28 protein-coding genes are annotated in these 24,880 nt (G+C 74.7%); 16 read left to right on the top strand and 12 right to left on the bottom strand.

Annotation, left to right across the window (positions count from 1 at the left end; translation table 11 throughout):
* The first annotated feature begins 134 nt into the window (after window positions 1-134).
* The gene (locus LG396_RS22550) at window positions 135-1,439 is read left to right on the top strand and encodes a hypothetical protein (protein ID WP_225796216.1); all 1,305 of its coding nucleotides are present in this window, start codon (window positions 135-137) and stop codon (window positions 1,437-1,439) included.
* A 30-nt stretch (window positions 1,440-1,469) separates the two neighbouring features.
* Here the strand turns inward: LG396_RS22550 and LG396_RS22545 are convergent, their stop codons facing one another.
* The gene (locus LG396_RS22545; protein WP_018852416.1) at window positions 1,470-1,877 is read right to left on the bottom strand and encodes a VOC family protein; all 408 of its coding nucleotides are present in this window, start codon (window positions 1,875-1,877) and stop codon (window positions 1,470-1,472) included.
* A 221-nt stretch (window positions 1,878-2,098) separates the two neighbouring features.
* Here LG396_RS22545 and LG396_RS22540 point away from each other — a divergent pair, with 221 nt between their 5' ends.
* From LG396_RS22540 to LG396_RS22530, 3 genes are all read left to right on the top strand, one after another.
* Complete coding sequence (locus LG396_RS22540) at window positions 2,099-3,697, top strand: ABC-F family ATP-binding cassette domain-containing protein (protein ID WP_225796145.1); 1,599 nt, start codon at window positions 2,099-2,101, stop codon at window positions 3,695-3,697.
* Between the two features lie 335 nt (window positions 3,698-4,032).
* Window positions 4,033-4,251: a helix-turn-helix domain-containing protein gene (locus LG396_RS22535; RefSeq protein WP_026276177.1), complete on the top strand. Its 219-nt coding sequence runs from the start codon at window positions 4,033-4,035 to the stop codon at window positions 4,249-4,251.
* Window positions 4,252-4,343: 92 nt separating this feature from the next.
* Window positions 4,344-5,135, top strand: coding sequence for an enoyl-CoA hydratase/isomerase family protein (locus LG396_RS22530; protein WP_100302316.1), 792 nt, complete (start codon window positions 4,344-4,346; stop codon window positions 5,133-5,135).
* A 64-nt stretch (window positions 5,136-5,199) separates the two neighbouring features.
* Here LG396_RS22530 and LG396_RS22525 read toward each other — a convergent pair whose 3' ends face one another.
* Window positions 5,200-5,838: a hypothetical protein gene (locus LG396_RS22525; protein ID WP_225796144.1), complete on the bottom strand. Its 639-nt coding sequence runs from the start codon at window positions 5,836-5,838 to the stop codon at window positions 5,200-5,202.
* 143 nt (window positions 5,839-5,981) lie between these two features.
* Here LG396_RS22525 and LG396_RS22520 point away from each other — a divergent pair, with 143 nt between their 5' ends.
* The 5 genes from LG396_RS22520 to LG396_RS22500 are packed head-to-tail and all read left to right on the top strand — an operon-like array spanning window position 5,982 to window position 8,565.
* Window positions 5,982-6,467, top strand: a complete 486-nt coding sequence (locus LG396_RS22520; RefSeq protein WP_372483550.1) for an Asp23/Gls24 family envelope stress response protein — start codon at window positions 5,982-5,984, stop codon at window positions 6,465-6,467.
* 48 nt (window positions 6,468-6,515) lie between these two features.
* Window positions 6,516-6,710, top strand: coding sequence for a hypothetical protein (locus LG396_RS22515; RefSeq protein ID WP_225796143.1), 195 nt, complete (start codon window positions 6,516-6,518; stop codon window positions 6,708-6,710).
* A 3-nt stretch (window positions 6,711-6,713) separates the two neighbouring features.
* The gene (locus tag LG396_RS22510; protein WP_225796142.1) at window positions 6,714-7,145 is read left to right on the top strand and encodes an Asp23/Gls24 family envelope stress response protein; all 432 of its coding nucleotides are present in this window, start codon (window positions 6,714-6,716) and stop codon (window positions 7,143-7,145) included.
* A complete protein-coding gene (locus LG396_RS22505) occupies window positions 7,142-7,819 on the top strand; it encodes a DUF6286 domain-containing protein (RefSeq protein ID WP_018842774.1) in 678 nt (225 codons plus the stop codon). Before LG396_RS22510 ends, LG396_RS22505 begins: the two co-directional genes overlap by 4 nt.
* 5 nt (window positions 7,820-7,824) lie before the next feature.
* Complete coding sequence (locus LG396_RS22500) at window positions 7,825-8,565, top strand: Asp23/Gls24 family envelope stress response protein (RefSeq protein WP_225796141.1); 741 nt, start codon at window positions 7,825-7,827, stop codon at window positions 8,563-8,565.
* A 221-nt stretch (window positions 8,566-8,786) separates the two neighbouring features.
* Here LG396_RS22500 and LG396_RS22495 read toward each other — a convergent pair whose 3' ends face one another.
* From LG396_RS22495 to LG396_RS22475, 5 genes are all read right to left on the bottom strand, one after another.
* On the bottom strand, window positions 8,787-9,542 hold the full coding sequence (locus LG396_RS22495; RefSeq protein WP_018835776.1) for an SDR family oxidoreductase: 756 nt from the start codon (window positions 9,540-9,542) through the stop codon (window positions 8,787-8,789).
* Window positions 9,543-9,546: 4 nt separating this feature from the next.
* A complete protein-coding gene (locus LG396_RS22490; RefSeq protein ID WP_225796140.1) occupies window positions 9,547-10,518 on the bottom strand; it encodes an SURF1 family cytochrome oxidase biogenesis protein in 972 nt (323 codons plus the stop codon).
* 45 nt (window positions 10,519-10,563) lie between these two features.
* Window positions 10,564-11,805: a DEDDh family exonuclease gene (locus tag LG396_RS22485; RefSeq protein WP_225796139.1), complete on the bottom strand. Its 1,242-nt coding sequence runs from the start codon at window positions 11,803-11,805 to the stop codon at window positions 10,564-10,566.
* A gap of 63 nt (window positions 11,806-11,868) precedes the next feature.
* Window positions 11,869-12,564, bottom strand: coding sequence for a response regulator (locus tag LG396_RS22480; RefSeq protein ID WP_018835779.1), 696 nt, complete (start codon window positions 12,562-12,564; stop codon window positions 11,869-11,871).
* Complete coding sequence (locus tag LG396_RS22475) at window positions 12,561-13,799, bottom strand: sensor histidine kinase (protein WP_225796138.1); 1,239 nt, start codon at window positions 13,797-13,799, stop codon at window positions 12,561-12,563. The genes LG396_RS22480 and LG396_RS22475 overlap by 4 nt, the downstream gene beginning before the upstream one ends.
* 219 nt (window positions 13,800-14,018) lie before the next feature.
* On the opposite strand from LG396_RS22475, the gene LG396_RS22470 reads away from it, so the two are divergent.
* From LG396_RS22470 to LG396_RS22460, 3 genes are all read left to right on the top strand, one after another.
* On the top strand, window positions 14,019-14,405 hold the full coding sequence (locus LG396_RS22470; protein WP_225796137.1) for a hypothetical protein: 387 nt from the start codon (window positions 14,019-14,021) through the stop codon (window positions 14,403-14,405).
* A gap of 161 nt (window positions 14,406-14,566) precedes the next feature.
* Window positions 14,567-15,562, top strand: a complete 996-nt coding sequence (locus tag LG396_RS22465; protein ID WP_225796136.1) for a LysR family transcriptional regulator — start codon at window positions 14,567-14,569, stop codon at window positions 15,560-15,562.
* Window positions 15,563-15,723: 161 nt separating this feature from the next.
* Window positions 15,724-16,917 carry a M14 family zinc carboxypeptidase gene (locus LG396_RS22460; protein WP_225796135.1) on the top strand — a complete coding sequence of 398 codons (1,194 nt, stop codon included), beginning with the start codon at window positions 15,724-15,726 and terminating at the stop codon, window positions 16,915-16,917.
* A gap of 99 nt (window positions 16,918-17,016) precedes the next feature.
* Here the strand turns inward: LG396_RS22460 and LG396_RS22455 are convergent, their stop codons facing one another.
* Window positions 17,017-17,466 carry a carboxymuconolactone decarboxylase family protein gene (locus LG396_RS22455; RefSeq protein ID WP_225796134.1) on the bottom strand — a complete coding sequence of 150 codons (450 nt, stop codon included), beginning with the start codon at window positions 17,464-17,466 and terminating at the stop codon, window positions 17,017-17,019.
* An 84-nt stretch (window positions 17,467-17,550) separates the two neighbouring features.
* Here LG396_RS22455 and LG396_RS22450 point away from each other — a divergent pair, with 84 nt between their 5' ends.
* Window positions 17,551-18,420, top strand: a complete 870-nt coding sequence (locus tag LG396_RS22450) for a sigma-70 family RNA polymerase sigma factor (protein WP_225796133.1) — start codon at window positions 17,551-17,553, stop codon at window positions 18,418-18,420.
* Window positions 18,421-18,528: 108 nt separating this feature from the next.
* Complete coding sequence (locus LG396_RS22445) at window positions 18,529-19,284, top strand: lysoplasmalogenase (protein WP_225796132.1); 756 nt, start codon at window positions 18,529-18,531, stop codon at window positions 19,282-19,284.
* 60 nt (window positions 19,285-19,344) lie between these two features.
* Here the strand turns inward: LG396_RS22445 and LG396_RS22440 are convergent, their stop codons facing one another.
* Window positions 19,345-20,868 (bottom strand): S8 family serine peptidase, encoded by a 1,524-nt coding sequence (locus tag LG396_RS22440; protein WP_225796131.1) that lies wholly within the window; start codon window positions 20,866-20,868, stop codon window positions 19,345-19,347.
* Window positions 20,869-21,137: 269 nt separating this feature from the next.
* On the opposite strand from LG396_RS22440, the gene moaA reads away from it, so the two are divergent.
* Window positions 21,138-22,127: a GTP 3',8-cyclase MoaA gene (moaA, locus tag LG396_RS22435; RefSeq protein WP_225796130.1), complete on the top strand. Its 990-nt coding sequence runs from the start codon at window positions 21,138-21,140 to the stop codon at window positions 22,125-22,127.
* Between the two features lie 88 nt (window positions 22,128-22,215).
* On the opposite strand, the gene LG396_RS22430 is transcribed toward moaA, so the two are convergent.
* Both LG396_RS22430 and LG396_RS22425 read right to left on the bottom strand, forming a co-directional pair.
* Window positions 22,216-22,488 (bottom strand): hypothetical protein, encoded by a 273-nt coding sequence (locus tag LG396_RS22430; RefSeq protein WP_018835789.1) that lies wholly within the window; start codon window positions 22,486-22,488, stop codon window positions 22,216-22,218.
* A 186-nt stretch (window positions 22,489-22,674) separates the two neighbouring features.
* The gene (locus LG396_RS22425) at window positions 22,675-23,070 is read right to left on the bottom strand and encodes a DUF3099 domain-containing protein (protein ID WP_100302301.1); all 396 of its coding nucleotides are present in this window, start codon (window positions 23,068-23,070) and stop codon (window positions 22,675-22,677) included.
* Between the two features lie 174 nt (window positions 23,071-23,244).
* Between LG396_RS22425 and LG396_RS22420 the strand changes: the two genes are divergently transcribed.
* Complete coding sequence (locus LG396_RS22420; protein ID WP_018835791.1) at window positions 23,245-23,526, top strand: GlsB/YeaQ/YmgE family stress response membrane protein; 282 nt, start codon at window positions 23,245-23,247, stop codon at window positions 23,524-23,526.
* A 49-nt stretch (window positions 23,527-23,575) separates the two neighbouring features.
* On the opposite strand, the gene tyrS is transcribed toward LG396_RS22420, so the two are convergent.
* On the bottom strand, window positions 23,576-24,853 hold the full coding sequence (tyrS, locus tag LG396_RS22415) for a tyrosine--tRNA ligase (RefSeq protein ID WP_100302300.1): 1,278 nt from the start codon (window positions 24,851-24,853) through the stop codon (window positions 23,576-23,578).
* Window positions 24,854-24,880: the final 27 nt, after the last annotated feature.

The following is a 24,880-nucleotide window of genomic DNA, read 5'->3' as shown; positions in this document are numbered from 1 at the left end:
CGGCGCGCCGTGGCCGAACCGTCGCCAACCCCGGATTGGGCTTTCGCCGCCCCACCGGCGAGACTTGGTCCGTGATGGCGCACAGTTCGCACCACCCGCCGCTCCGCCTCGTCCCCAGGCAGCCCCGTCGCGAGATGGCCGCCGCCGCCCGCCGGGCAGTCGTCGACCGGGCCCTACGCCCCGCGCCGCGGCCCCCGGAAGGCATCGCCGCGCCCCGGGTGCTCGCCGGCCACGCCCGCGCCCTGCTCGCCGAGGCGGTGCGGGTCGCCAGAGGGGCCGAGGGGCGGCCGCAGCCCTGGAAAGAGGCGCCGCAGACCGAGTGGGACCGGGCCCGGCTCGCCGGCCTGGTCGAGGTGCAGGGCGCGTACGCCCGCCCCGCCTGGCGGCTGCGCGCCTGGGACCGCGACGAGCGCGCCGTGCTCCGCGGCTGGGTCGCGCTCTTCGACGCCTGGTCGCTGGCCCACCCCGCGCCCGGGTCGCTGGCCCACGACTCCGTCGCCCTCGGCGACGCGATCGAGGCCATGCCGCAGATGCTGGCCCTGCTCCACCTCACCGGCGGCCCCGTTCGCGTACCCGTCCTGCTCGACCTCCTCGGCCAGCGCGTCGAGGAACTGCGCACCGAGCGCTGCGAGGTCGCGTACGGCAGCGAGGGCACCCCCGTGCCGGGCCGGGCCGCCGAGCCGCCGGCCGCGGAGGTACCCGACGCGGAGCTGCCGGAGCTGCTGGCCGGGCTGCTGGACTGGGCGCTGGAGGCGTTCGCCTCCGTGGGGGCGCTGACCCGCGAGGGCCCCGAGGTGTCGCTGACGCCGCTGGGCCACTGGGCCGTGTGGATGAAGATCGAGCAGATCTGCATCGCCGCCCAGGGCCCCGAGGGGCACATCGAGAAGCCCGCGGAGGCGATGCTCCGCAGCTGCGCGGGGCTGACCCCGGGGCCGGCCCGCGCCGAGTACCGCGCGTGGCTGGCGGCGCGGCCCTCGGGCAGCGCGGTCGCGGAGCTGCTGGAGGTGGCGGGCGGCGACGACGCGCTGCTGCGCGGGCTGGCGTTCGAGGCGCTGCGCGTGGTGGGCGCGGCGGCGGAGGGCGCGGTCCGCGAGGCCTGTGACGAACCGATGCTGCGGCCCTACGCGCTGCTGTGGCTGGCGGAGCAGGAGGGCGGGGACGCGGACGAGGCCCTGGGCGCGCTGACCCGGGAGGAGGCGACGTGGCTGTGGGTCGACACCGCCGCCGCGGTCGCCGACCACGGCGACGGCAGCCTGCTGGTGCGGCACCTGGAGTCCGCGGTGCAGGGCAGCGTGCCCGCGCTGCTGGCGGAGGTGGGGGGCGCGGGCCATCCCCGTACGGTCCAGGTGCTGGTGGCGCTGGCCGCCGCGCACCCCGACCCGGCGGTGGCCAAGGCCGTGCGCCGGGCGGCCTTCCGGGTGCACACCGGCGGGGCCTGACCCGGATGCGGGCGGGGCGGCGGGCGCGGGTCAGCGGGGGGAGGGTGCGTACGTGCCGAAGCTCCAGACGTTGCCCTCGTGGTCCCGCGCCATGTAGTCCCGCGACCCGTAGTCCTGGTCGGTCGGCGGCATGAGGATCTCCACGCCGTGCTCCACGGCCTGCCGGTGGTGCGCGTCGGGGTCGTCCACCACCACGTACACCCCGCTGGGGCCGCCGGCGCCCACCGCCCTGTCGAACTCGCTGCCCGTGCCCTTCGAGCCGAGCATCACCAGCCCGTTCCCCTGGGCCAGCTCCGCGTGCAGCACCCTGCCGTCCTCGCCCTCGTAGACCGCGACCTCCCGGAAGCCCAGCCCCTCGGTCAGCAGCCGGACGGCGGCCTTGGCGTCGTCGTACAGCAGGGTGGGGTAGACGGTCGGGGCGTCGGCGCTGCCGGGCATGCGGATCACGTCCTCTCGAAGCCTGTACGGGCAGTCTGGCACCGGCCACCGACAGCGGCAGCCCGGCCGCGCCCCCCGGGACCGCGCCCCGGATCCGGGGCGCCAATCGGGTTGCGGGCCCCGATACACTTGCCGCATGGCAACTCTCCACGTGCATTAGGCGGCCCAGCGTTCGTTCCGCCCCGTCCTTGCCGTCTTCCGCCCTGCCCTGGAGAACTTCCGTGATCACCGCCACCGGCCTGGAGCTGCGCGCCGGCGCCCGCATCCTCCTCGAATCCGCCACCTTCCGCGTCGCCAAGGGCGACCGCATCGGCCTCGTCGGGCGCAACGGCGCCGGCAAGACCACCCTCACCAAGGTCCTGGCCGGCGAGGGCCAGCCCGCCGCAGGCGCCGTCACCCGCGGCAGCACCGTCGGCTACCTGCCGCAGGACCCGCGCACCGGCGACCTCGACGTGCTCGCCCGGGACCGCATCCTGGCCGCCCGCGGCCTGGACGCCGTCATCCGCAAGATGCGCGAGGACGAGGACCGGATGTCGAACGGCAGGGGCGCCACCCGCGAGAAGGCCATGCGGCGCTACGAGCGCATGGAGACCGAGTTCCTGACGAAGGGCGGGTACGCCGCCGAGGCGGAGGCCGCCACCATCGCCGCCAGCCTCGGGCTGCCCGACCGGGTGCTCGGCCAGCCGCTCCATACGCTCTCCGGCGGCCAGCGCCGCCGCGTGGAGCTGGCGCGGATCCTCTTCTCCGACTCCGAGATCCTGCTGCTCGACGAGCCCACGAACCACCTCGACGCCGACTCCGTCGTCTGGCTGCGGGACTACCTGAAGACGTACCACGGCGGCTTCGTCGTGATCTCCCACGACGAGCACCTCGTGGAGACCGTGGTAAACAAGGTCTTCTACCTCGACGCCAACCGGTCCCGGATCGACGTCTACAACATGGGCTGGAAGCTCTACCTGGCGCAGCGCGAGGCGGACGAGAAGCGCCGCCGCCGCGAGCGCGCCAACGCCGAGAAGAAGGCCGCCGCGCTCAACGCGCAGGCCGACAAGATGCGCGCGAAGGCGACCAAGGCCACCGCCGCGCAGAACATGGCCCGCCGCGCCGAGCGGCTGCTCTCCGGGCTCGACGAGCAGCGGCAGGCCGACAAGGTCGCGCGGCTGCGGTTCCCCGACCCGGCCCCGTGCGGCAAGACGCCGCTGACGGCCGACGGCCTGTCCAAGTCGTACGGCTCGCTGGAGGTCTTCACCGACGTCGGCCTCGCCGTCGACAAGGGCTCCCGCGTCGTCATCCTCGGCCTCAACGGCACTGGGAAGACCACGCTGCTGCGGCTGCTGGCCGGCGTCGAGAAGCCCGACACCGGCGGCGTCACTCCCGGCCACGGCCTCAAGCTCGGCTACTACGCGCAGGAGCACGAGACCCTCGACCCGGACCGCTCGGTCCTGGAGAACATGGCCTCGGCCGCGCCGGACATGGACGCCGTCGAGATGCGCAAGGTGCTCGGCTCGTTCCTCTTCTCCGGCGACGACGTCGACAAGCCCGCCCGCGTGCTCTCCGGCGGCGAGAAGACCCGGCTCGCGCTGGCCACCCTCGTCGTCTCCTCCGCCAACGTGCTGCTGCTCGACGAGCCGACCAACAACCTCGACCCGGCCAGCCGCGAGGAGATCCTCGGCGCGCTGCGCACCTTCACCGGCGCCGTCGTCCTCGTCACCCACGACGAGGGGGCGGTGGACGCGCTGGAGCCGGAGCGGATCATCCTGCTGCCGGACGGCGTCGAGGACCTGTGGAACGCGGACTACGCAGACCTGGTAGCGCTTGCTTGATCACCCCCGTCTGGATCATTCGGCTCATGGGTGATCCATCATCTGAGTGAGTGGTGCTCGTACCACGGCGTGGCGCCTGGTCACCGGGCGTGCGGTGCCGGCTACGCGCGCCGTCGCCGGCGCCTCGCCCCGTCGCCGCCCCCTGACCTGCCTAATCACTCGGCGACGCGGTCCCGGAAGGCCCGCGGATGGGCTCGGAATGGGTGGTTCCGACGGGCCCGTCGGGGAACTGCGGAGAAAACCTCGTGCCGCGGACCTTGCCGAACGGGTGGCCAGGAGGCCATAAAGGGGTGATCATGAGAGTCCAGAGCGCACTTCCGTACGAGGAGGCACGGGTGGCCGAGACTCTGAAGAAGGGCAGCCGGGTTACCGGCGCCGCGCGCGAAAAGCTCGCGGCCGACCTGAAGAAGAAGTACGACTCCGGAGCGAGTATCCGGGCGCTGGCCGAAGAAACCGGCCGCTCCTATGGATTCGTGCACCGGATGCTCAGCGAATCCGGCGTGACCCTTCGCGGTCGCGGCGGAGCGACGCGAGGCAAGAAAGCGTCGTCCTGAGGGGACTGCCGCGGCCGCCGTGACCGGCGCCCCGGCCCCGCACAGGCACCCGGCCGGTCCGCCGGACCGGCCGGGTGGTTACTGTTCGGTATATGACAGAGCTGCTGCACAGAGACGGCGTACGACTCGCCCTGGACGGCGAGGACGGCACGCTGGCCACGGTGACCCTCGACCACCCCGCCCGGCGCAACGCGCAGTCGCCCGCCATGTGGCGGGCGCTCGCCGCCGCGGGGCGCGAACTCCCCGGCAGCGTCCGCGTGGTGGTGCTGCGGGCCGAGGGCAAATCCTTCTCCGCCGGACTCGACCGGCAGGCATTCACCCCCGAAGGCTTTGCGGACGAGCCGTCATTCCTTGAGCTCGCCCGCTATTCCGACGGCGACCTCGACGCCGTCATCGCCGAATACCAGGAGGCGTTCACCTGGTGGCGGCGGAATGACATCGTTTCCCTCGCGGCGGTGCAGGGACATGCGATTGGCGCGGGTTTTCAGCTCGCCCTCGCCTGCGACCTCCGGGTGTGCGCGGACGACGCGCAGTTCGCCATGCGGGAGACGTCGCTCGGGCTCGTGCCCGACCTCACGGGAACCGGCCCGCTGGTGCAACTCGTCGGTTATGCACGGGCGTTGGAGATGTGCGTCACGGGTCGCTCCGTACACGCGGAGGAGGCCGGGCGGACGGGCCTGGCCAACCTCGTCGTCCCGGCGGCCGACCTGGACGCCGCGACGGCGGACCTGGCGGCGGCGCTGCTGGCGGCGCCGCGCGACGCGGTGATCGAGACGAAGGCCCTGCTGCGGGAGGCCGCGGGCCGGACGTACGACGAACAGCGCGCGGCGGAGCGCGCGGCACAGGCCCGCAGGCTGCGGGACCTGGCGGGGGCGGGGGAGTAGGGCCCCCGCGTACGGGCGGGCCCTGGGCCGGCGCGTGGGCACGGCCTCCCGCCGGATCACCGGATCACCGGATGTCGGTGACGAGGACCGTGACGGTCGCGGCGTCGGCCCTGGCGCGTACGGCGCGGGCCACATCGAGCGCGCGGTGCGCGGAGTCGACGACGACGCGCAACTCGGCGTGGTCACCGTCGGGCAGGGTGTCGATATCCAGCAGCCCCGGGACGTCCGGGGTGCCGGTGCCGGTGCCGGTGCCCTGTTCCGGGGGGTCGGGCCGGGCGGCGGGCTGCGGGGTTTCCAGCAGGGCCGCCACGTGGACGTCCACCGCCGCCACCCGCAACCCCAGGCGCTCCTCGGCGCCCCGCAGCAGCGCCTCCCGCAGGGCCTCCGCGGTGGCGGTCATCGGCCGGTCCACGGCGGCGTCGCACTCCGCCGAGATCCGCAACTCCCCGTACGGCAGCGCACTCACGGGCGCCGGCCCCACCCCCGGACCCGCCCCACCGCCCCCGGCGTCCTCCGCATCGCCATCCAGCCCCACCCGCAGCCCCGTCACCCGGGCCCCGCGCACGTCCGCCGCCGCGCGCCGCAGCGCGCCCGCCGCCGCGCGTTCCGCGATCCACGCGCCGTCGTCCGCGGCCCCCAGGGGCAGCAGCCTGCCGAGGCCCACCTGCTCGCGCACCGCCCGCTCCCAGTCCCCTTCCGTCATGCGCTCCATCCTCCCCCACCCGCGCGGCCGGCCACCCGATCGCCGGTCCCCGGTGGGCCGGCTGTCGCATTCCCCTGGCCCACCCCGGGCAGGGGACGGATAGTGGGGGGCGAAACGAGCGCACACCACGTTCGTCAGAAAGGGTGGAGACGGTGAGCAGCGAGTCGACGGTCCGGGAGGTCACGCGGGAGCCGGCAGCGGCCCCGCCGAAGGTGCTGGGCACGCGGCGCGGCACCGGTGATCCGGCGACGCGGGGGCGGACGACGATCGCCGACGGCGTGGTCGAGAAGATCGCGGGCCTGGCCGCCCGCGACGTCGTCGGCGTGCACGCCATGGGCAGCGGCCTCGCCCGTACCACCGGTGCCGTACGGGACCGCGCGCCCGGCTCCGCCCGGTCGGCGACCGGGGTGCGGGCCGAGGTCGGCGAGGTGCAGACGGCCCTCGACCTGGAGATCGTCGTCGACTACGGCGTCTCCATCACCGAACTCGCCCGCGCCGTACGGGAGAATGTCATTTCGGCCGTCGAGCGGATGACCGGACTCGAAGTGGTCGAGGTCAACATCGCGGTGACCGACGTGAAGCTGCCCGACGACGAGGAAGAGGGGGCCGAGCAGCCGCGGCTGCAGTGACGGCGGGGCGGGGGACCCGCCCCGGGGAGCTTGGGGAAGGTGCGTGCGATGAGCATGGCAGTGGTCGGCCTGATCGCCGGGATGGCGCTGGGCTTCGCCGGTTACTTCGGCGGGTTCGGCGCCTTCCTCCTGGTGGCGGCGCTCGGCACGATCGGCTTCGTCGTCGGCCGGGTGCTGGACGGCGACCTGGAGCCGGGCGACTTCTTCCGCAGGCCCGGCGAGCGCGACGACCGGCGGCGGTGACCGGTGGCGTCCGTGGCGAGCGAGCACGCGGGAGAGGAAGACGAGGCGGCGCAGGGCGGCCCGGCAGCGCGGGCCGCCCGGACGGCAGAGGCCGGCGAGCCGGCCGTGCCGGCGGGGGAGCGGGGCGCGACCCGGATCGAGGACCGCGTCATCGCGAAGATCGCCTCCCAGGCGGCCCGTGAGGCGCTCCTCGGCGAGCCCGGCACGGACGCCGCGCACGCGGCCGTCGTCGTACGCGGCGACACCGCCCGCGTCCGCGTCGGCGTCCACCTCGGGTTCCCGTCCGACCTCGGCGCGCAGTGCCGCGCCGTGAGTCGGGCCGTCACCGAGCGGGTAGGAGCCCTGGTCGGGCTCGATGTCCCGGAGGTGGCCGTGGAGGTCGAGCGGCTGCACGCCACGGAGCGGCCGAACGCGCCGCGGGGGAGGGTGCGATGAGTGCCGAGAAGACGACGTCCTGGCCACCCGGCGGCAAGGACGGCGCCCCGGCCGCCGAGCCGGACGAGTGGCGGCAGAGCACGTCGGCCTCCGGGTACGCCGGCGAGCGCGGCGGCGGCGGGATCGCCGACGCGGCGGCCCGCTTCTGGTCCGTACGCCGTGTGCCCGCCGCGCTCACCGCGGCCGCGGCCACCGTGGGCGTCGGGCTGCTGCTCTACGACGTCGTCGCCGTACGCGCCGAACGCCCCGCGATGCGCTGGCGCCGCCGCGTCGCCGACGAGTTGGCCGCCCGCCCGCTCGACGACCCCTGGGTGCTCACCGCCGCGTGCCTGGCCGTGCTGCTCGGCGCCTGGCTGGTGCTGCTGGCCGTCACGCCGGGGCTGCGCGGCGTGCTGCCGATGCGGCACGCCTCGCCGGACCTGCGGGCCGGGCTCGACCGGCGGGCGGCCTCCGTCGTGCTGCGCGACCGGGCGATGCAGATCTCGGGCGTGCGGTCGGTACGGGTCTCGGTGGGCCGCCGCCGCGTCAGCGCCCGCGCCGAGTCGCACTTCCGCGAGCTGGACGACGTCCGCGCCGACCTCGCCGCCGTCCTCGGCGACGGCATCCGCGAACTCGGCCTCGCCCGCAGGCCGGAGCTGTCCGTCCACGTCCGCCGGCCGCCGGCGAAGGGGTGAGCGCGATGCTGCGCGTCGTCAACCGGATCCTGCTCGGCGCGGTCGGCCTCGCGGTCGCCGGCGCCGGGATCGCCGTGCTCTCCGCCGGCCTCGACCTGCCGCGGCCGGGCTTCGCACCGTACGCCGACGGCTCCGACGACGTGCTGCTGAGCCGCGGTACGCGGCTGCGGTGGCGGGACGCCGGCTGGTGGTGGCCGACGGTGGTCGGCGGGCTGTCGCTGCTCGTGCTCTGCTGCGGCTGGTGGCTGATCGCCCAGCTGCGGCGGGCCCGCCTCGGCGAGGTCGTCGTCGACACGGGCGCCGGCGGGGTCCGGGCGCCGGGTGCGCCTGGTGCCTCCGGTCAGCCCGCTGCCTCCGGTGCGGAGGGCGGCCGGGCGGGGGACTGGGCCTCGGCCACGGATCCCGACTCCGGCCCCGGCGGCGACGGTCCCGGCGGCCCCGGCACGCTCACGCTGCCGGCCCCGCCGCTGGCCCTGCTGCGCGGGTCCGCGCTGGAGGAGGTGCTGGCGGAGGAGGCCGGTGCCCTGGAGGGGGTGGAACGGGCCCGGGTGACGCTCACGGGCCGGCGGACGGCACCGCGCGCCAGCTTCGGTGTGCTGCTGGGCCCCGGGGCGCATCCGGCCGCGGCAGTGGACCACATCGAGGAGCGGGCGCTCGCCCCGGCCCGCGCGTCGGTGGGCCTGGCGCGGCTGCCCGCGGAGATCAGGTTCCGCCCGGCCAAGCACCGCCCGGAGCGCGTCTCGTGACGGCGCGGGCGGGCGGGGGCCCGTAGGCCCTGTCCGCGGCGGACCGCGGTGGTCGTGCGCTGCGTACGGCTCACACCGCCGGTACGGCTCCTGCCGTCCGTACGGCCCGTACGGCGTACGCGCGACCGGCCGCGGGACTCCGCGCCGCCCGTCCCGCCGGGGGTAACCGCCGTCCGCGACCGGCGTCCGTGTGCGTACGTGCTCTCCGGCCGGCCATCCCGTCAGATGCTCCGCCGCATGCCGCCGTCGATCGGCAGCATGATCCCGGTCAGGTACGACGCCGCGGGCGACAGCAGGAACGCCGCCGTCCGGCCGAACTCCTCCGGGGTGCCGTAGCGGCCCAGCGGGATCTTCGCCTCCGTCCTGGCCCGCGCCGCCGCCGCGTCGCCGGACAGGGCGTCCAGCTCGCGGGCCCGGTCGGTGTCGATCCGCGCCGGCAGCAGGCCCACGACGCGGACACCGCGGGGCCCGAGGTCGTCGGCGAGCGACTTGGCGTACCCGGCGAGGCCCGGGCGCAGCCCGTTCGAGATGGTGAGCCCGGGAATCGGCTCGTGGACGGAGCCGGAGAGCACGAAGCCGATGACGCCGCCCTCCGCCAGCTCGCCCGCGGCCGTCCTGGCCATCCGCATCGCCCCGAGGAAGACGGAGCCGAACGCCGTCTCCCACTCGGCGTCGGTGTTGGCTGTGGCGTTGCCCGCCGGCGGCCCGCCGACGCTGATGAGCACGCCGTCGAAGCGGCCGAAGTGCTCCCGGGCGGCGGCGATGAGCCGGTCCGGGGTGGCCGGGTCCGCGTTGTCGGCGGCGACCCCGACGGCCGACCCGCCGAGTGCGGCGGCGGCACTCGCCACCCGGTCCTTGTCGCGGCCGCTGAGCACCACCCTTGCGCCCTCGGCGAGCAGTTGCTCCGCGACGGCGAGACCGAGGCCGCGCGAGCCCCCGGTCACGACGTAGGCGCGGTCGTTGAGTCCAAGATCCATGGGGTCAGTCTGCCGCCATCTGCTCGGCGGGCGCCAGGGATGGGGCACGGTCGTCGTCCGCGGCCGGGCGCACGGGCGCGTCTGCGCCCTTCCCGGCCCCGTCGCCGGGGGTCCCGTCCGGCGCCTCGCCGTCCTTCGCGGGCTCCTCGGGCGCCGCGGGCCCGGTGGTCTCCCCGGCATCCCCGGCCGCGGCGGTCTCCGAGGCCTTCGCGGCCTTGGCCGCCGCCGCCTCGCGGTCGCGGCGCTCGCGGCGTACGAGGATCCACCAGCCCACCGGCACCGCCGCCGCGAAGATCCACCACTGGATCGCGTACGCGATGTGCACCCCGATGCTGCTGTGGTCCGGCTCGGGGACCGGCTCGGGCTGCTTGCCCGCGGGCCGCGGCGCGGTGCCGACCAGCTCGACGAACCCGCCGAGCACCGGGCCCGGCAGCCCGTCCGCGGCCTCGTCGGCGCTGTTGATCAGCATCACCTGGCGGTCCGGCAGGCCTGCCTTGTCGCGGATGCCGCTGCCGGTCGTCTCGTCGGGGCGCAGCCGGCCGGTGACGGTGACCTCGCCGGTGGGCGGGGGCGGCACCTTCGGGAAGCTGGTGAGGTCGGCGCCCGCGGGCACCCAGCCGCGGTTGACGAGGACCGCGGAGCCGTCGCCGAGGCGGAGGGGGGTGACGACGAAGTAGCCCTGCTTGTCGTCGGCGCCGAGCCGCTGCCGTACGACGACCTCCCGCTCCGGCTCGTACGCGCCGGTGGCGGTGACCGTGCGCCAGGTGTCCTCGCGCGGCACCGTGCGCCCCTCGCGGGCGAGCCGCTCCACGGGGGCCGGCTCGGCCTCGAGGTTTTGGGCGATGAGGTCGTTGCGCGCGACCCGGTCCTGATGGCGGTGCAACTGCCAGAAGCCGAGCTGGATCATCACGGGGATGAGCAGGACGGCCACCAGGGTGGTGATCACCCACTGCCGGGACAACAGGAAGCGGTACACCCCTCGACGGTACCCCCCGGCATGCCGCCGCCCGACGGGACCCCGCTACCCCGCCCCGCCGCTCCCCTCGGCCGCCGCGTCCGCCGGCTCGACGTCCCGCATGAGGTGGAGGAAGGCCGCCTCGTCGATCACCGGGGTGCCGTGCGCGGCGGCCCGGGTCACCTTGCCCGTCGGCGCGCCCGGGTCGTTGGTGACCAGCAGGCTCGTGTACCGCGAGACGCTGCCCGCGACGTGCAGCCCGGCCTCGACCGCCCGGTCCTCCAGCAGGCTGCGGTCCACCGACGTGTCGCCGGAGAACGCCACGCGCATGCCCTGCTTGAGCCGCCCGCCGCGCACGTACCGCCCCGGGTTCGGGTACGGCGACGCGGGCAGCCGGCGGTTCGGCCGCCACGTCCGCCACTGGTACGCGCCGTGGCCGCCCGGTGAGCGCGTGCCGCCGGAGCCGCTCGCGCCCCCCGCCGCCGGCTGCTCGGACCACTCCGTGAGCGGCTGGCAGGCCAGCAGCGGCAGCCTGGCGCCCGCCTCGGCGGCCTGCGCCAGGCTGGGGCGGAAGATCTCGGCGAGCACGCGGGCGTCGTCCTCGGCGTCGTGGGCCCTGCGCTGGGCGACGCCGAAGTGTTCGGCCAGGGACGCCAGCCGGGCGTTGGGCAGGGGCAGCCGCAGCTGCCGGGCGAGCGCGATGGTGCACAGCCGCCGGCGCACCGGGGCGGCGAGCCCGGCGCGGGCGTACTCGCGGGCGATCATCATCCAGTCGAAGACCGCGTTGTGCGCGACGAGCACGCGGCCCTCCAGCCGCGCCGCGAACTCCTCGGCGATCTCCGGGAAGAGCGGCGCGTCGGCGAGCATCTCGCGGGTCAGGCCGTGGATCCACACCGGGCCGGGGTCGCGCTGGGGGTTGACCAGCGTGTACCAGCTGTCCTGGACCGTGCCGCGGGCGTCGAGGCGGTAGACGGCGGCGGAGACGATGCGGTCGTCGGAGCGCAGCCCGGTGGTCTCGACGTCGACGACGGCGTACGCCTCCGGGTAGTCCGCGGGCCACGGGCCGGCCGCGGGCGCTGCCGCGCCGGGGTGCTCCCCGCCGTCGGTCCCGGTGCCCGTCCCGGCGGCTCCGCCCCCGGTGCCCGCGGGCTCCGCCTCCGCGGTACGCGCCGGGTCCGCGGACTCCGCCGGGCCGGCCGGCGCGGGCAGTGGGAGCGCCGGCTGCAGCGCGCCCGGATCCGCGCCCGGAAGTGGCTGCTGCTGCGCGACTTGACGGGGACTCAGGGGCGTCGCGCGGTCTTCGAGCATGGGTTCAGAGCATAGAGCCTGCCACCGACACGGGGGCGCGCGCGGGTGCCGTCCGAGCCCCCGTCAGAACCCGCCGGCGGGCTGTCCGGCCGCCGGTCCGCGCGGGGTGACCAGGCCGGTCTCGTAGGCGAGCACGACGAGTTGGGCCCGGTCGCGCACGCCGAGCTTCGTCATCGACCGGCTGACGTGCGTCTTTGCGGTGATCGGGCTGATGTGCAGCCGGGCGGCGATCTCCTCGTTGCTGAGGCCGCCGCCGACGAGGGTGACGACCTCGCGCTCGCGCCGGGTGAGGTCGCGCAGCGCGTGGTCCGCGTCGGGCACGCCGCCGGCGGGGCGGGAGACGTACTCCTGGATCAGCTTGCGCGTCAGCGCGGGGGAGAGGAGCGCGTCGCCGCGGGCCGCGACCCGTACGCCGTGCAGCAGGTCCTCCGGCTCCATGTCCTTGACGAGGAACCCGGCCGCCCCGGCGCGCAGCGCGCCCCAGACGTACTCGTCGACGCCGTAGTTGGTGAGGATGACGACGTGCACGCCGGCCAGTTCGGGGTCGGCGGCGATCCTGCGGGTCGCCTCGATGCCGTCGAGCACCGGCATCTGCACGTCGACCAGCGCCACGTCCGGCCGGTGCCGGGCCGCGAGCCGTACGCCGTCGGCGCCGTCGGCGGCCTCGCCGACCACCTCGATGTCGTCCTCGGCGTCGAGCAGCGCCCGGAACCCGCCCCGGATGAGGGCCTGGTCGTCCACGAGCAGCACCCTGATCACGTCGCCGCCCCCGCCGCGGGCCCGTCCGGCTGCCGCACCGGCAGCTCGGCGCGTACCCGGAAGCCGCCCTCCGGCCGGGGCGCGGCGTGCAGTTCGCCGCCGAGCGCGGCGACGCGCTCGGCCATCCCCGTCAGCCCGATGCCCGGCGCCGGCGGCGCGGCGGGGTCGGCGGCGCCGTCGTCGTCGACCTGGACGACGACCCTGTCGGGCTCGTACGACACGCGTATCCCCACCGCCGCCGCGGGCCCCGCGTGCCGCGCGACGTTCGTCAGCGACTCCTGCACGATCCGGTACGCCGCCCGGTCCACCTCCGCGGGCAGCTCCGGCCGCTCGCCGGCCACCGCCACCTCCGCCGGCACCCCCGAGCCCCGGGCCCGCTCCACCAGCTCCGGCAGCCGCTCCAGCCCGACGCCCTCGGCGCCGCCGTCCGCGTTGCGCAGCACGTGCAGCGTGGAGCGCAGCTCGCGCGCGGCGTCGCCGCTGGCCTCCTGGATGGCCAGCAGCGCGGGCGGCGGCTCCTCGCCGCGCTTCTTCGACAGGTGCACGGCGACCCCGGCCTGCACCTTGATCACGGAGATGCTGTGCGTGAGGGTGTCGTGCAGCTCGCGGGCGATGCGCAGCCGCTCCTCGTCGGCGCTGCGCTGGGCGTTCTCTGCGGCCCGCTCCTCGGCCTGGGCGAGCATCGCCTCGTGCTGGATGCGCATCGCGGCGGCCATCGCGCACGCCACCACCCAGCCGAACGTCAGGAACCGCTTCTCCAGCGCCGCGCGCAGTGCGTCGTCGCCGAGCGGGAGGAGGGGCAGCGAGCCGAGGCTGATCGCGAGGGAGGCCAGGGCGGTGGCCGCGAAGAAGGCGCGGTGCCCGGCGCGGATGCAGCGGTAGACGGCGACCAGAACCGGCAGCACCGGGCTGCCGTCGGGGTAGCCGCGGAGCTGGTACGCGAGCATCGCCACCACCGTGACCAGCAGTACCGCGCGCGGAAAGCGGTGCCGGGCGGGCAGCGCCGCGCTGCCCGCCAGGCCGAGCACCCAGGCCGGCGCGTCGAGGCCGGTGCGCCCGTCCGGCGCCAGCAGCATCGTGCCCACGCAGCCGAGCGCCACGCCTGCGGCGAAGCCCGCGTCCTTGGCGTACGCGCGGGCACCCCGCGCCGACTCCCGCCCGTCCTCGATCGCGGTCGCGAGGTAGCGGAACACCGTGTGCTCGCTGTTCGCTTCCGTCTGCGCTGCCGCACTCATGTCCTGCACCGTAGCGAATCAGTGCCGGTCAGGCGTCCTCCGGAAGGCGCAGCGGGCGCTGCTGCGCAGGTTGCAGCCGCCGGGCCCCTACACCCCCGGCCGCAGCGCGGGAACCACTCGCGGGACGATGACGGGCGGCGGTCCGGGGGCGGATCGTGGAGCCCGAAGGCAGCCGGCCGGGGAGCGGCCGGGGCGCGGACGGCAGAACGGGAGCCCACCATGGCCCTTCACGGAGCTGACGGAGACCAGCGCGTACTGATCCCGCAGCCGGCGGCGGCGCGGGACGCCGGACGGGAGGGGGCCCGGGAAGCGGCCCGGGCCGCGGCCCGGCACGAGCAACGGCACGCGGTACGGCACGACGCCGGGCCGTGGGACGCGGCGCCCCGGAACATCCGGTACCTGAGGCTGCGGCTGGCGGATCCCGGCCGCCGCGTCGAGGTGCGGCGGCTGCTCTCGCTCGTCCTCGACGTACCCCCGCTGCCCGGCGCCGACCCGGCGGTGCTGATCGCCGAGGTGCCGGACGACCGGCGGGCGGTGGACGTGCTCATCGAGCTGGCATGGGCGGGGATCGAGCTGGACGGGTTCCGGCTGGACGCCGCGGTGTGACGGCCCGCGCCGGGAGCGGTGACGAGGGAGCGCGCCCGGCGCGGGGAAGCCAACTCCCGGGCACCCGAGATCACTTGGCGGAGCGGACGGCACGTATCGTGTGGCGCGTCCATGCAAAAAAGTGATGGCGCGGGCGAAGAGGGCGGTGACACGATCCCCCGGTGGACTCACGATATCTGCGCGCTTTCGTGACGGTGGCCGAGACCGGCGGGATATCGGCGGCGGCCGAGCGGCTGGGCTACGCGCAGTCGAGCCTCAGCGCCCAACTGCGCCGCCTGGAACAGGAACTCGGCGTCACGGTCGTGGTCCGCACCTCCACCGGCGCCTCCCTCACCGACGCCGGCCGCCGGCTGCTGCCGTACGCGCGCGAGGCGCTGGAGATCGACGAGCGCATGCGCAGCGCCGCCGCCGACTCCCGGCCCCGGCTGCGCATCGGCGCGCCGGAGACGCTGGCGGGGGAGTGGCTGCCGGACATCGTCACCGCCCTCGGCTACGGCGCGGGCGGGCCGGACGCGGACGCGGAGATCAGCGTCGTCGTCGGCTCCCGCGAACGGCTGGCGGAGCAACTGGCCGCCGGCGAACTGGACCTCGCCTTCCACTTCGACGACGGCAGCCGCACCGCGGGCCCCAGCGCGGTCGTCGGCCACGAGGAAGTCGTGCTCGTCACCGGCCCCGCGCACCCGCTGGCAGGCGCGACGGAGGTCACGGAGGCGGACGTACTGGCCGCCGACTTCCTCGTCGCGGAGCCCGGTTGCAGCTCGACGGTCCTCTACGACCGCCTCAGCCGTGACCTCCCCGCCCGCTCCCGCGCCGCCACGGCCGCGGGCTCCCTGCCCGCGCTGCGCCGCCTCGCGGCCCACGGCCGCGGCCTGGCGCTGCTGCCGAGGCTGGCCGTCGTACGGGACCTGGAGGACGGCGGCCTCGTCGACCTCCCGCTGGCCACCCGCCCCGGCCCGGTGGCGATCGAGGCCCGCTGGCGCCGGGACCCGGGCCAGGCGGAACCGACCCTGCGCGCGGTCCTCCGCCTCGCCCGCCGCCACACCACCCAGCTCCCGCCGGCGCGCGGCCCCCGCCCTCAGCCGTCCCCCGGCCACCGCCCGTACCGTCTGACACACCGTCACCGCCCCGCCGCCGCCCCCGAGCCGACCGGCCGGTAACCGCGCCGCGTCGACCGGGGCGGGGCGGGGGCGGTGGCAAGGATGCTGCGGTGGGTGCGTATGCGACAGGAGCAAACACCCCGTTCACAGATGTCTCTTGAGCGCTTAGAGTGTCGCGCACCCCCCCTCAGCAGTGCCTTACGACGCCTGAGGAGCAGTGAATGTCCCCACGAAACTGGGTCGCCACACTGGCGAGCACCGCCCTGATCGCCGGCCTCTCCACCGTGGCCGCCAACGCCGCCGACAGTCCCACCGCCGGCGCGATCCCGCCGGTGTCCCACTGCGGCACCGAGGCATCCGGATCCGGCAACAACGGCTTCGTCGACTACGCACAACTGACCACCGCTCTCCGGCAGCTGGAGACCAGCACCGGCGGCATCGTCGACGTGGAGGTGGCCGGGTACTCCAACCAGGGCCGCGCCATCCACGCCGCGCGCGTCGGCGAGGGCGACAAGGTCGTGTACGTGCAGACGCAGATCCACGGCAACGAGATGCACGGCACCGAGGCGGCCCTGGAGCTGCTCAAGCAGTGGGGCTCCAACAGCCCGGCGGCCAAGAAGCTGCGGGAGAACGTCACCGTGGTGGTCGTCCCCCGGCTGAACGTCGACGGAGGCGAACTCGACCAGCGGCAGAACGACATGACCTGGAACGAGGTCGTCGCCGACTTCCCGCAGCTGGCGGGTGCGTCCCCGTCGTGGAACTACAACTCCCGGGTCGGCGGTTTCGACATCAACCGCGACTTCAACCCGAACCTGGACTACGTCCCCGCGGCCGGGGACTTCCCGGGCAACAGCGCCGACACCGGCTGGTACATCACTCCCGAGGCGCAGACCTCCCGCAACGTCTACCGTTCGCTGGAGCAGGAGTTCGGCACCGTCGACTACTTCGTCGACCTGCACAACCAGTGGTCCTGCTACGCCACCGAGGACATGGAGAGCATGTCGCCGCTGTCCATCTCGGCCAAGTTCATCGACAACCCGGCCGAGTTCGGCAACTGGCCCAAGTTCGACCTGGACGCCTCCAAGCGGGCCAACGTCGCCGTCCACGACGCGCTCCAGGCGCGGGGCGAGTCCGGCTACGGCAAGCTGACCCTCTACCCCCAGTCCACCAACCTGCCGGGCACCGCGCTCGGTTCGTACCAGCTCCGCGGCTCCGCGGTGGTCCTCTTCGAGACGTCCTCGCAGACCCAGTACGACGGCATGAAGCGCAACGGCATGCTCGCCAAGATGGTCGAGACCGGACTCGGCGGCCTGGTCGACGCCGTCGCGGACGGCTCGGTGAACTCCCTCGACACGGCCGTCTACGACGCCATCCCGAACCGCGTCACGCTCCCTTCCGACGGCCCCCGCGCCTGACGCAGCGGCCGCCCCGCGGCACCGCCCGGTAGCCCGGTTCGCCCCGGCTCCGCACCGACCCTCCGGTCCGGAGCCGGGGCAACCGGCCCCCGGTCTCGGTCACCAGGTCTTTCCGGCCTGCTCCCTGACCGTGCGGTTGATCCTGTTGAAGAAGTTCGTCACCGCGATCTCCAGGGTGATCGCGCCCAGTTCCTCCTCGCCGAAGTGTTCCGCGGCCGCCGCCCAGACCTCGTCCGTCACCCCCGGTGCGCCGTCCTGGAGCCGGGTGGCGGCCTCCGTCAGGGCGAGGGCCGCCCGTTCGGCGTCCGTGTAGTACGGGGTCTCCCGCCACGCGACCACGTGGTGCAGCCGCTCGTCCGTCTCGCCGGCCGCCTTCGCCGCCCGGACGGCGGCGAAGACGCACGGGCTGCAGCCGTTGATCTGGCTGGTGCGCAGATGGACCAGCGACAGCAGCCGCGGGTCGGCGCCGCCCGCGTGGATCGCCCTGTAGAGGTGCCGGATCGCCGTGGTCACGTCCGGGTTGTCCGGGCCGGTCACGCGTGCTTCCATCGGTGCTGCTCCTTCATCGGTTACCTGCGCCCCTCCGGGGCCGTCATCCCTCATGACGGAGCAGCACCGAGGAAGGTAACCCGCATGTCCGACCCCACCCCCGAGGCGGCCGAGGCCTTCGAGGCCGAGCGCGACCGGCTGCGCTCGGTCGCGTACCGCATGCTCGGGTCGCACGCCGACGCCGAGGACGCCGTGCAGGAGGCATGGCTGCGGCTGGCCCGCCAGGACGCGGCCGGCATCCGCAACCTCCCCGGCTGGCTGACCACGGTCGTCGGCCGGATCTGCCTCGACGCGCTACGGGCCCGCCAGGCGCGCCCCGAGACGGCGTACGACGACGGGCCGGAACCGCTCGTGGCGCTCGACGACGCGCAGGCGCCCGAGGACGACGCGGTGCTCGCCGACTCCGTCGGGCTCGCGCTGCTGGTCGTCCTGGAGTCGCTCGGGCCCTGCGAGCGGCTGGCGTTCGTGCTCCACGACCTGTTCGCGGTCCCGTTCGACGACATCGGCCGGATCCTCGGCAAGTCCACCGACGCCGCCAAGATGCTCGCCAGCCGCGCCCGTCGGAAGGTGCGGACGGGCGAACGGCCGGCCGGGGTCCGGCGGGAGCAGCGCGCCGTGGTCGACGCGTTCCTCGCGGCGGCGCGGCGCGGTGACTTCGAGGAGCTGCTGCGGGTCCTCCACCCCGAGGTCAAGCTGACCCTCGACACCCCCTCCGGCACCGTCGTCACCCTGGGCGCCACCAGGGTCGCCGCCGGGGCGCAGGCGTCCGCCGGAGCGGGCGCGCGCAGGCAGGAGGTGCTCGTGGACGGCGGCCCCGGGATCGTCTCGTGGCACGGGGACGGCGCGCCGCAGGCGGTGCTCGCATTCGCCGTCGACGGCGGGCGGATCACCGGGATCCGGATCGTCCTCGATCCGGCCCGGCTCGCGCTGCTGGACCTGCCGGCTCCGGCGTAGGGGCGTCGGGTACGCGGGCTCGCGGCCGTCCTGGGGGTCCGCGGGGTCCGCGGGCTCTCCCGGGCGTCCTGCGCAGACGCGTGGCGCTCCGTACGCCAGACTGGGCCCATGGCCGAAGCCGCCGTACCGACCCCCCGTCCCCGCCGCCGCCTCCGGGTGGGCCGCGGGGCCGTGGCGCGGGGCGCGCTCGGGGTGGTCGCGGCTGCCGCCGCCGCGCATCTGGTGGGGCACCTCGCCGGAGCCGGCTGGCTCGTGCACGCCACCAAGCCGGTGCTCATGCCGGCCCTCGCCGCCTGCGCCGCCGCCCGCGGCGCCCCGCGGGCGCTGGTCGCCGGGCTGGGCTTCGGGTGGGCCGGGGACGTGCTGCTCCAGGTGGGCGGGGACGGGCCGTTCCTGGCCGGAATGGGGGCGTTCGGCGCCGGGCACGTGTGCTATCTGGCGCTGTTCCGGCGCGAGACCCGGCTGCCGCGCCCGCGGGAGCGGTGGCTCGTCGTCGCGTACGGGGCCGCCTGGGCCGCCGGCGTCGGCGCGCTGTGGCCGGGGCTCGACCCCGGGCTGCGCGGGCCCGTGGCCGCGTACAGCCTGCTGCTCGCCGTGATGGCCCTCGGCGCCGCCCGGTTCGGGCCGCGGGCGGGCGCGGGGGGCGCGCTGTTCCTGCTCTCCGACACCCTCATCGCCACCGACCTCGCCGACTGGCCGCAGCTGCCCGCCGCCGGGTTCTGGGTGATGGCGACGTACGTCGCCGCGCAGTACCTCATCACGGACGGCGTGCTGCGCCGCATGGCGCCCGCGGGCGGGCCGGAGCGCGCGCCCCTGCCCGCGCCCGCGTCCGCAGACGGCGAAGGCCGGGCCGCGGCGCCCTGAGGCACCGCCGCCCGGCCCGTGAGCCGCCGGTCACGTCACCGTCACGTCACCGGCCGGCCCTCATCGCCGTACGGCGTCGTACGCGTCGACGATGCCTGCCCCGTAGAAGCCGTTGTTGCGCTTGCTGCCGGTGCAGGTGGAGTCCTCGACCCCGTTGCCGTCCGGGTCGTAGAACTCCGGGCAGCCCGGGTTGTCCGCCTGGACCTTCATCATCATGTGCAGCGCCGCGGGCGACAGCCGCGGGTGCTTGCTCTTGATGAGCGCCGCCACGCCCGCGGCGTGCGGGGTGGCCATCGACGTGCCCTGCAGCCAGCCGTACTTGTTCTCCGGCAGCGTCGACAGGATGCGGCCGTTCTTCGACGGCGTGTCCGGGATCTGGTAGCCGTCACCGCCGGGCGCGGCGACGTCGACGACCTTCTGGCCGTAGCTGCTGTAGTACGACTTGTCGTCGTTCACGCCGGTCGCCGCGACGGTCACGATGCCGGGCAGCTGCGTCGGGATGTCCCAGCACTCGGCGGGGTCGATCGTGCGGTCCCCGGGCGTGGTGTCGTTCGGGCTGGAGTCGTCCAGGATCTCGTCGGACGCGAGGTCGTGGTTGGAGTTGCCGGCCGCGGCGAGGTGCAGGGTGCCCTTGCCCATCGCGTACATCGAGGCGCGGTTGACCGCCTCGACGATCGCCCGCTGGTCGGGGTCGTCGAGGCAGTTGTAGAGCCACGGGTCGACGTAGTAGCTGTTGTTGGTGATCTCGATGCCGTTGTCGCCGGCGAAGACGAAGGCGCAGACGACGGCCTCGGCGTAGAACAGGGCGGTGTCCGGCTCGCTCACCTTGAGCGAGGCGACCTGCACGCCGGGCGCGACGCCGGCCACGCCGACGCCGTTGCGCTCGGCGGCGATCTCCCCCGCGACGTGGGTGCCGTGGTAGTCGCCCGCCGGGTCGTAGGGCCGCCAGGCGCCCTCGGTGGTGTCCGCGACGCCGCCGACGCAGTTGGCGGACTGCTCGGCGGAGAAGTTGTTCTTGAGGTCGGGGTGGGTGTCGTCCACGCCCGTGTCGATGACGCCGACGGTGACGTCACGGCTGCCGGTCGAGATCTTGTGCGCCTTGTCGGCGCCGATCGCCGGCAGGTCCCACTGCTCGTTCTCCAGCGGCTCGACGTCCGGGTCCTGCGAACGGGCCTTGGCGGCGCCCTTGTAGACCTCCGGCGCGCTGGTCTCCAGCGTCCCGCCGGGCGTCAGCGGCGCGGTCCGGCTCGCGCCCGCGGACTGCACGCCGCGCACGCCGCGCAGCTCGGCTGCGAAGTCCGGGTTGGTGGAATGGGCGACGAACACGCCGATCTTCTTGTGCGTGGCGACCACCGAGCCGTCCGCGTCCGCGATCGCGTCGGTGACCCGGGCGATCGTCTTGCCATCGGTCTTCGTGTTGACCACGTAGGAAAGGTTCTCGCCGGCCGCGGCCCCGGCACTGCTGCCGGGCTCCGGAGCCGACGCGGCGGAGGCCGCCCCCGGCAGGACGCCGAGCGCCGCCGCGAGGGTGAGCCCGAGTGGCACTGCCAGCAGGCGCCGGCCGCGGGGTCGGAGATGAGTCATGGGATCTCCAGATCATCAGTCAGGAATCCGCCGCGGACAGTTGCCGCGGTCAGGTACACGGCAAGCGAACGTATCCCTGATCACCCGTGGCCATCAATACATCGCCATGCAGTGTCTTTTGGCGTGTCGGCCACGTCGGACGCTTCCGGCGCAGTCGTCACGCGCATCTGGCGGAACGTTTCGGCCCGCATGCTCAACAAACTGTTGAATGTCGGTGGCCTGGCGTAGGCTGCCTGGGGTCAGGAACCGCCGTGGGAGGGGCCGTCTCCATGCTGCGTGACACCTATGGGCGAGTCGCCACAGACCTGCGCGTCTCGCTCACCGACCGGTGCAACCTGCGGTGTACGTACTGCATGCCGGAGGAAGGGCTCCAGTGGCTCGGCAAACCCGAGCTGCTCACCGACGACGAGATCGTCCGCCTCGTCCGCCTGGCGGTCACCGAGTTGGGCGTGACCGACGTGCGCTTCACCGGCGGCGAGCCGCTGCTGCGCCCCGGGCTCACCGGCATAGTCGAGCGCTGCGCCGCGCTCGCGCCCCGCCCCAAGCTCTCCCTGACCACCAACGGCATCGGCCTGGAGCGCACGGCCCCGGCGCTCAAGGCCGCGGGCCTGGACCGGGTGAACGTCTCGCTGGACACCCTGCGGGCCGACGTCTTCCAACGGCTGACCCGCCGCAAGCGGCACGGGGACGTGCTCCGCGGCCTCGCCGCCGCCCGGGCCGCCGGCCTGGAGCCGGTGAAGGTCAACAGCGTGCTGATGTCCGGGTTCAACGAGGACGAGGCCCCCGACCTGCTCGCCTGGGCCGTCGCCGAGGGGTACGAGCTGCGGTTCATCGAGCAGATGCCCCTCGACCCGCAGCACGGCTGGCAGCGCGACGGCATGATCACCGCCGGCGACATCCTCGCCTCCCTGCGGACGCGCTTCACGCTGACCCCCGAGGGCGAGACGGCGCGCGGCTCCGCGCCCGCGGAGCGCTGGCTCGTGGACGGCGGCCCGGCCCGCGTCGGTGTCATCGCCTCCGTCACCCGGCCCTTCTGCCGGGCCTGCGACCGCACCCGGCTGACCGCGGACGGACAGGTGCGCAACTGCCTGTTCGCGCGCGAGGAGACCGACCTGCGGGCCGCGTTGCGCTCCGGCGCGCCGGACGAGGAGGTGGCGCGGCTGTGGCGGGAGGCGATGTGGGGGAAGAAGGCGGGCGCGGGCCTCGACGACCCGTCGTTCGTCCAGCCGGACCGGCCGATGTCGGCAATCGGCGGTTGACGCGGGGCGGTTGAGAACCTCCCCGTGCCGGGCCGCCGGCTGAGGCCCCCGGCCGCGGCTCCCGGCCGCGGCGCCGGGTCCCCGCCCGTCAGCCGCGGGCCGGATCCGGCCCGCTTTCGCCTTCGGCGTCCTTTTCCGCGCTCTTCTGCGCCTCCTGCCAGTCGGCCAGCGTGACGACCTCCTTGAGGAAGTCGCGTACGCCCAGAAAGCGGCTCAGGTATTCGCGGTGTTCCTCACACGCGAGCCACGTCTTGCGGCGCTCGGGCGTGTGCAGCTTCGGATTGTTCCAGGCGAGCACCCACACCGCGGGCGTACGGCAGCCCTTGGCGGAGCAGATGAGAGTGGGATCGGCGGTGTTCACGGGGCCCCAGCCTACGTCCCGGAAATGGGGCGACGCCGGGCAGCCACGGGGGGAGCCGCCCGGCGTCGGTCCGTCGCTCCGACGGGGGATGCGGAGCGCGTACGAAGTATGTCACGCGAGGAGGGGCACCCGGCACCGGATCGGCATATTTGATTTGAGGTTTTTCTGAGCTTGCACTCTTGGTGATCAAACGGTCGGCGGAGCGCTATCGCTGGTCGTCGACTCGGTCCGGGCCGCGGAGGGTTCGGCAGGTGCGTCGGGCTTCCGCGCGGCCCGCGGCGGCGGGGCGATCACGGCGCGCTGCGGCGCGATGTCGAAGGCGGACGGAAGCGAACGGACGTTCTCCCGGCCCGCGTTCGCGATGACCACGGCGAAGTACGGGATGAACATGCCGAGGACGAGCGCGATCACCGCGACGTGCCGCTCGACATTCCAGAGCAGCGCGGCGGCCACCACCGAGACGGCGCGGATCCCCATGGAGATCACGTACCGCCGCTGCCGGCCGCGCACGTCGTCGTCCAGGCTCTGCCGCGCGCCGGTGATCCTGAACACGTCGGCATCGCCGTGGCGCTTCCGCTTCACACTCCACCCCCTGTCACCGGGTACGTCCCCAAGGTACGCCGGGATGGGCCGGCCTTCGACGCGGGGGCGGGACATACCGCCCCATACCTCGAACGGCCCTGGCCGGAATGCACTACCCGGCCCGCCGCAAGAAACTGGCACGGCAGGCGGACCCCGCCCGCACTAGGAGGCGACATGAGCTGGCTGTGGGCCATCATCCTGGGCCTGATCCTGGGCGTCATCGCCCGGGCCATCCTGCCCGGCAAACAGGCCATCCCCCTCTGGCTGACCACCGTCTTCGGCATCATCGGGGCCATCATCGGCAACGCCGTGGCCTCGGGGATCGGCGTGGACGACACCAAGGGCATCGACTGGATCCGGCACATTCTCCAGCTCGCCGGCGCGGTGGCCGTCGTGGCACTGGGCACCCCGGTGTACGAGAACATGCGCGGCTACAAGAAGCGGAGCCCCCGCTAGCCGATCAGCCCCGCCCCCGAGCCGCTCAGGCGCCCCGCCGCTCCGGCGTTCAGCCGGCCGGCGGGGCCGCCAGCTCGACCGCCGCCAGGTTGCGCTTGCCCCGGCGCAGCACCAGCCAGCGACCGTGCAGGAGGTCCTCGACGGCCGGCACGGCGTCCTCGGCCGCGACCTTCACGTTGTTCACGTACGCCCCGCCCTCCTTGACCGTCCTGCGGGCCGCCGACCGGCTCGGCGCCAGGCCCACCTCGGCCAGCAGCTCCACCACCGGACCCAGCTCCGCGACCCGTGCGTGCGGCACCTCGGCCAGCGCCGCCCGCAGCGTCGCCTCGTCCAGCTCCGCCAGCTCGCCCTGCCCGAACAGGGCCCGCGACGCCGCGATCACCGCGGCGCACTGGTCCGCGCCGTGCACCAGCGTCGTCAGCTCCTCCGCCAGCGCCCGCTGCGCGGCCCGCGCCTGCGGCCGCTCCTCGGTCTGCCGCTCCAGCTCCGCCAGCTCCGCACGGCTGCGGAAGCTGAGGATCCGCAGGTAGCGGCTGACATCGCGGTCGTCGACATTCAGCCAGAACTGGTAGAAGGCGTACGGCGTCGTCAGCTCCGCGTCGAGCCAGACCGCACCGCCCTCCGTCTTGCCGAACTTCGTGCCGTCCGCCTTGGTCATCAGCGGCGTCGCCAGCGCGTGCACCACGGCCTCCGGCTCGACCCGGTGGATCAGGTCGGTGCCCGCCGTCAGGTTGCCCCACTGGTCGCTGCCGCCCGTCTGCAGGGTGCAGCCGTGCCGCCGGTACAGCTCCAGGAAGTCCAGCCCCTGGAGGATCTGGTAGCTGAACTCGGTGTAGCCGATGCCGTGCTCGGACTCCAGCCGGCGGGCCACGGCCTCCTTGGCGATCATCTTGTTCACCCGGAAGTGCCGGCCGATGTCGCGCAGGAACTCGATCGCGGACATGCCCGCGGTCCAGTCCAGGTTGTTGACCATCCGGGCGGCGGCCGGGCCCTCGAAGTCGAGCAGCGGCTCGATCTGCGCGCGGACCCGCTCGACCCAGCCGGCGACGACCTCCGGGTCGTTGAGCGTGCGCTCCGCGTCCGGCTTGGGGTCGCCGATCTGGCCCGTCGCGCCGCCGACCAGCGCCAGCGGCCGGTGCCCGGCCGCCTGCAGCCGGCGCATGGTCAGCACCTGCACCAGATGGCCGACGTGCAGGCTGGGCGCCGTCGGGTCGAAGCCGCAATAGAACGTGACGGGACCGTCCGCGAGCGCCTTGCGCAGTGCGTCCTCGTCGGTGGACAGGGCCAGCAGCCCGCGCCACCGCAGCTCGTCGACGATGTCCGTCACGTCTCTCGTATCTCCTCGGCCTCGAAC

The organism is Streptomyces aculeolatus (assembly GCF_020400605.1).
GTDB classification, from domain to species: Bacteria; Actinomycetota; Actinomycetes; order Streptomycetales; family Streptomycetaceae; genus Streptomyces; species Streptomyces aculeolatus.
This window is presented reverse-complemented; position numbering and strand designations above follow the sequence as displayed.

Excerpts from the sequence above, each read along its gene's own strand:
- LG396_RS22550 (WP_225796216.1), top strand. The coding sequence starts at position 135 with ATGGCCGCCGCCGCCCGCCGGGCAGTCGTCGACCGGGCCCTACGCCCC.
- LG396_RS22545 (WP_018852416.1), bottom strand. The coding sequence starts at position 1,877 with ATGCCCGGCAGCGCCGACGCCCCGACCGTCTACCCCACCCTGCTGTAC.
- LG396_RS22530 (WP_100302316.1), top strand. The coding sequence starts at position 4,344 with ATGACAGAGCTGCTGCACAGAGACGGCGTACGACTCGCCCTGGACGGC.
- LG396_RS22525 (WP_225796144.1), bottom strand. The coding sequence starts at position 5,838 with ATGACGGAAGGGGACTGGGAGCGGGCGGTGCGCGAGCAGGTGGGCCTC.
- LG396_RS22515 (WP_225796143.1), top strand. The coding sequence starts at position 6,516 with ATGAGCATGGCAGTGGTCGGCCTGATCGCCGGGATGGCGCTGGGCTTC.
- LG396_RS22505 (WP_018842774.1), top strand. The coding sequence starts at position 7,142 with ATGAGTGCCGAGAAGACGACGTCCTGGCCACCCGGCGGCAAGGACGGC.
- LG396_RS22500 (WP_225796141.1), top strand. The coding sequence starts at position 7,825 with ATGCTGCGCGTCGTCAACCGGATCCTGCTCGGCGCGGTCGGCCTCGCG.
- LG396_RS22495 (WP_018835776.1), bottom strand. The coding sequence starts at position 9,542 with ATGGATCTTGGACTCAACGACCGCGCCTACGTCGTGACCGGGGGCTCG.
- LG396_RS22485 (WP_225796139.1), bottom strand. The coding sequence starts at position 11,805 with ATGCTCGAAGACCGCGCGACGCCCCTGAGTCCCCGTCAAGTCGCGCAG.
- LG396_RS22475 (WP_225796138.1), bottom strand. The coding sequence starts at position 13,799 with ATGAGTGCGGCAGCGCAGACGGAAGCGAACAGCGAGCACACGGTGTTC.
- LG396_RS22470 (WP_225796137.1), top strand. The coding sequence starts at position 14,019 with ATGGCCCTTCACGGAGCTGACGGAGACCAGCGCGTACTGATCCCGCAG.
- LG396_RS22460 (WP_225796135.1), top strand. The coding sequence starts at position 15,724 with ATGTCCCCACGAAACTGGGTCGCCACACTGGCGAGCACCGCCCTGATC.
- LG396_RS22455 (WP_225796134.1), bottom strand. The coding sequence starts at position 17,466 with ATGGAAGCACGCGTGACCGGCCCGGACAACCCGGACGTGACCACGGCG.
- LG396_RS22450 (WP_225796133.1), top strand. The coding sequence starts at position 17,551 with ATGTCCGACCCCACCCCCGAGGCGGCCGAGGCCTTCGAGGCCGAGCGC.
- LG396_RS22445 (WP_225796132.1), top strand. The coding sequence starts at position 18,529 with ATGGCCGAAGCCGCCGTACCGACCCCCCGTCCCCGCCGCCGCCTCCGG.
- LG396_RS22440 (WP_225796131.1), bottom strand. The coding sequence starts at position 20,868 with ATGACTCATCTCCGACCCCGCGGCCGGCGCCTGCTGGCAGTGCCACTC.
- moaA (WP_225796130.1), top strand. The coding sequence starts at position 21,138 with ATGCTGCGTGACACCTATGGGCGAGTCGCCACAGACCTGCGCGTCTCG.
- LG396_RS22420 (WP_018835791.1), top strand. The coding sequence starts at position 23,245 with ATGAGCTGGCTGTGGGCCATCATCCTGGGCCTGATCCTGGGCGTCATC.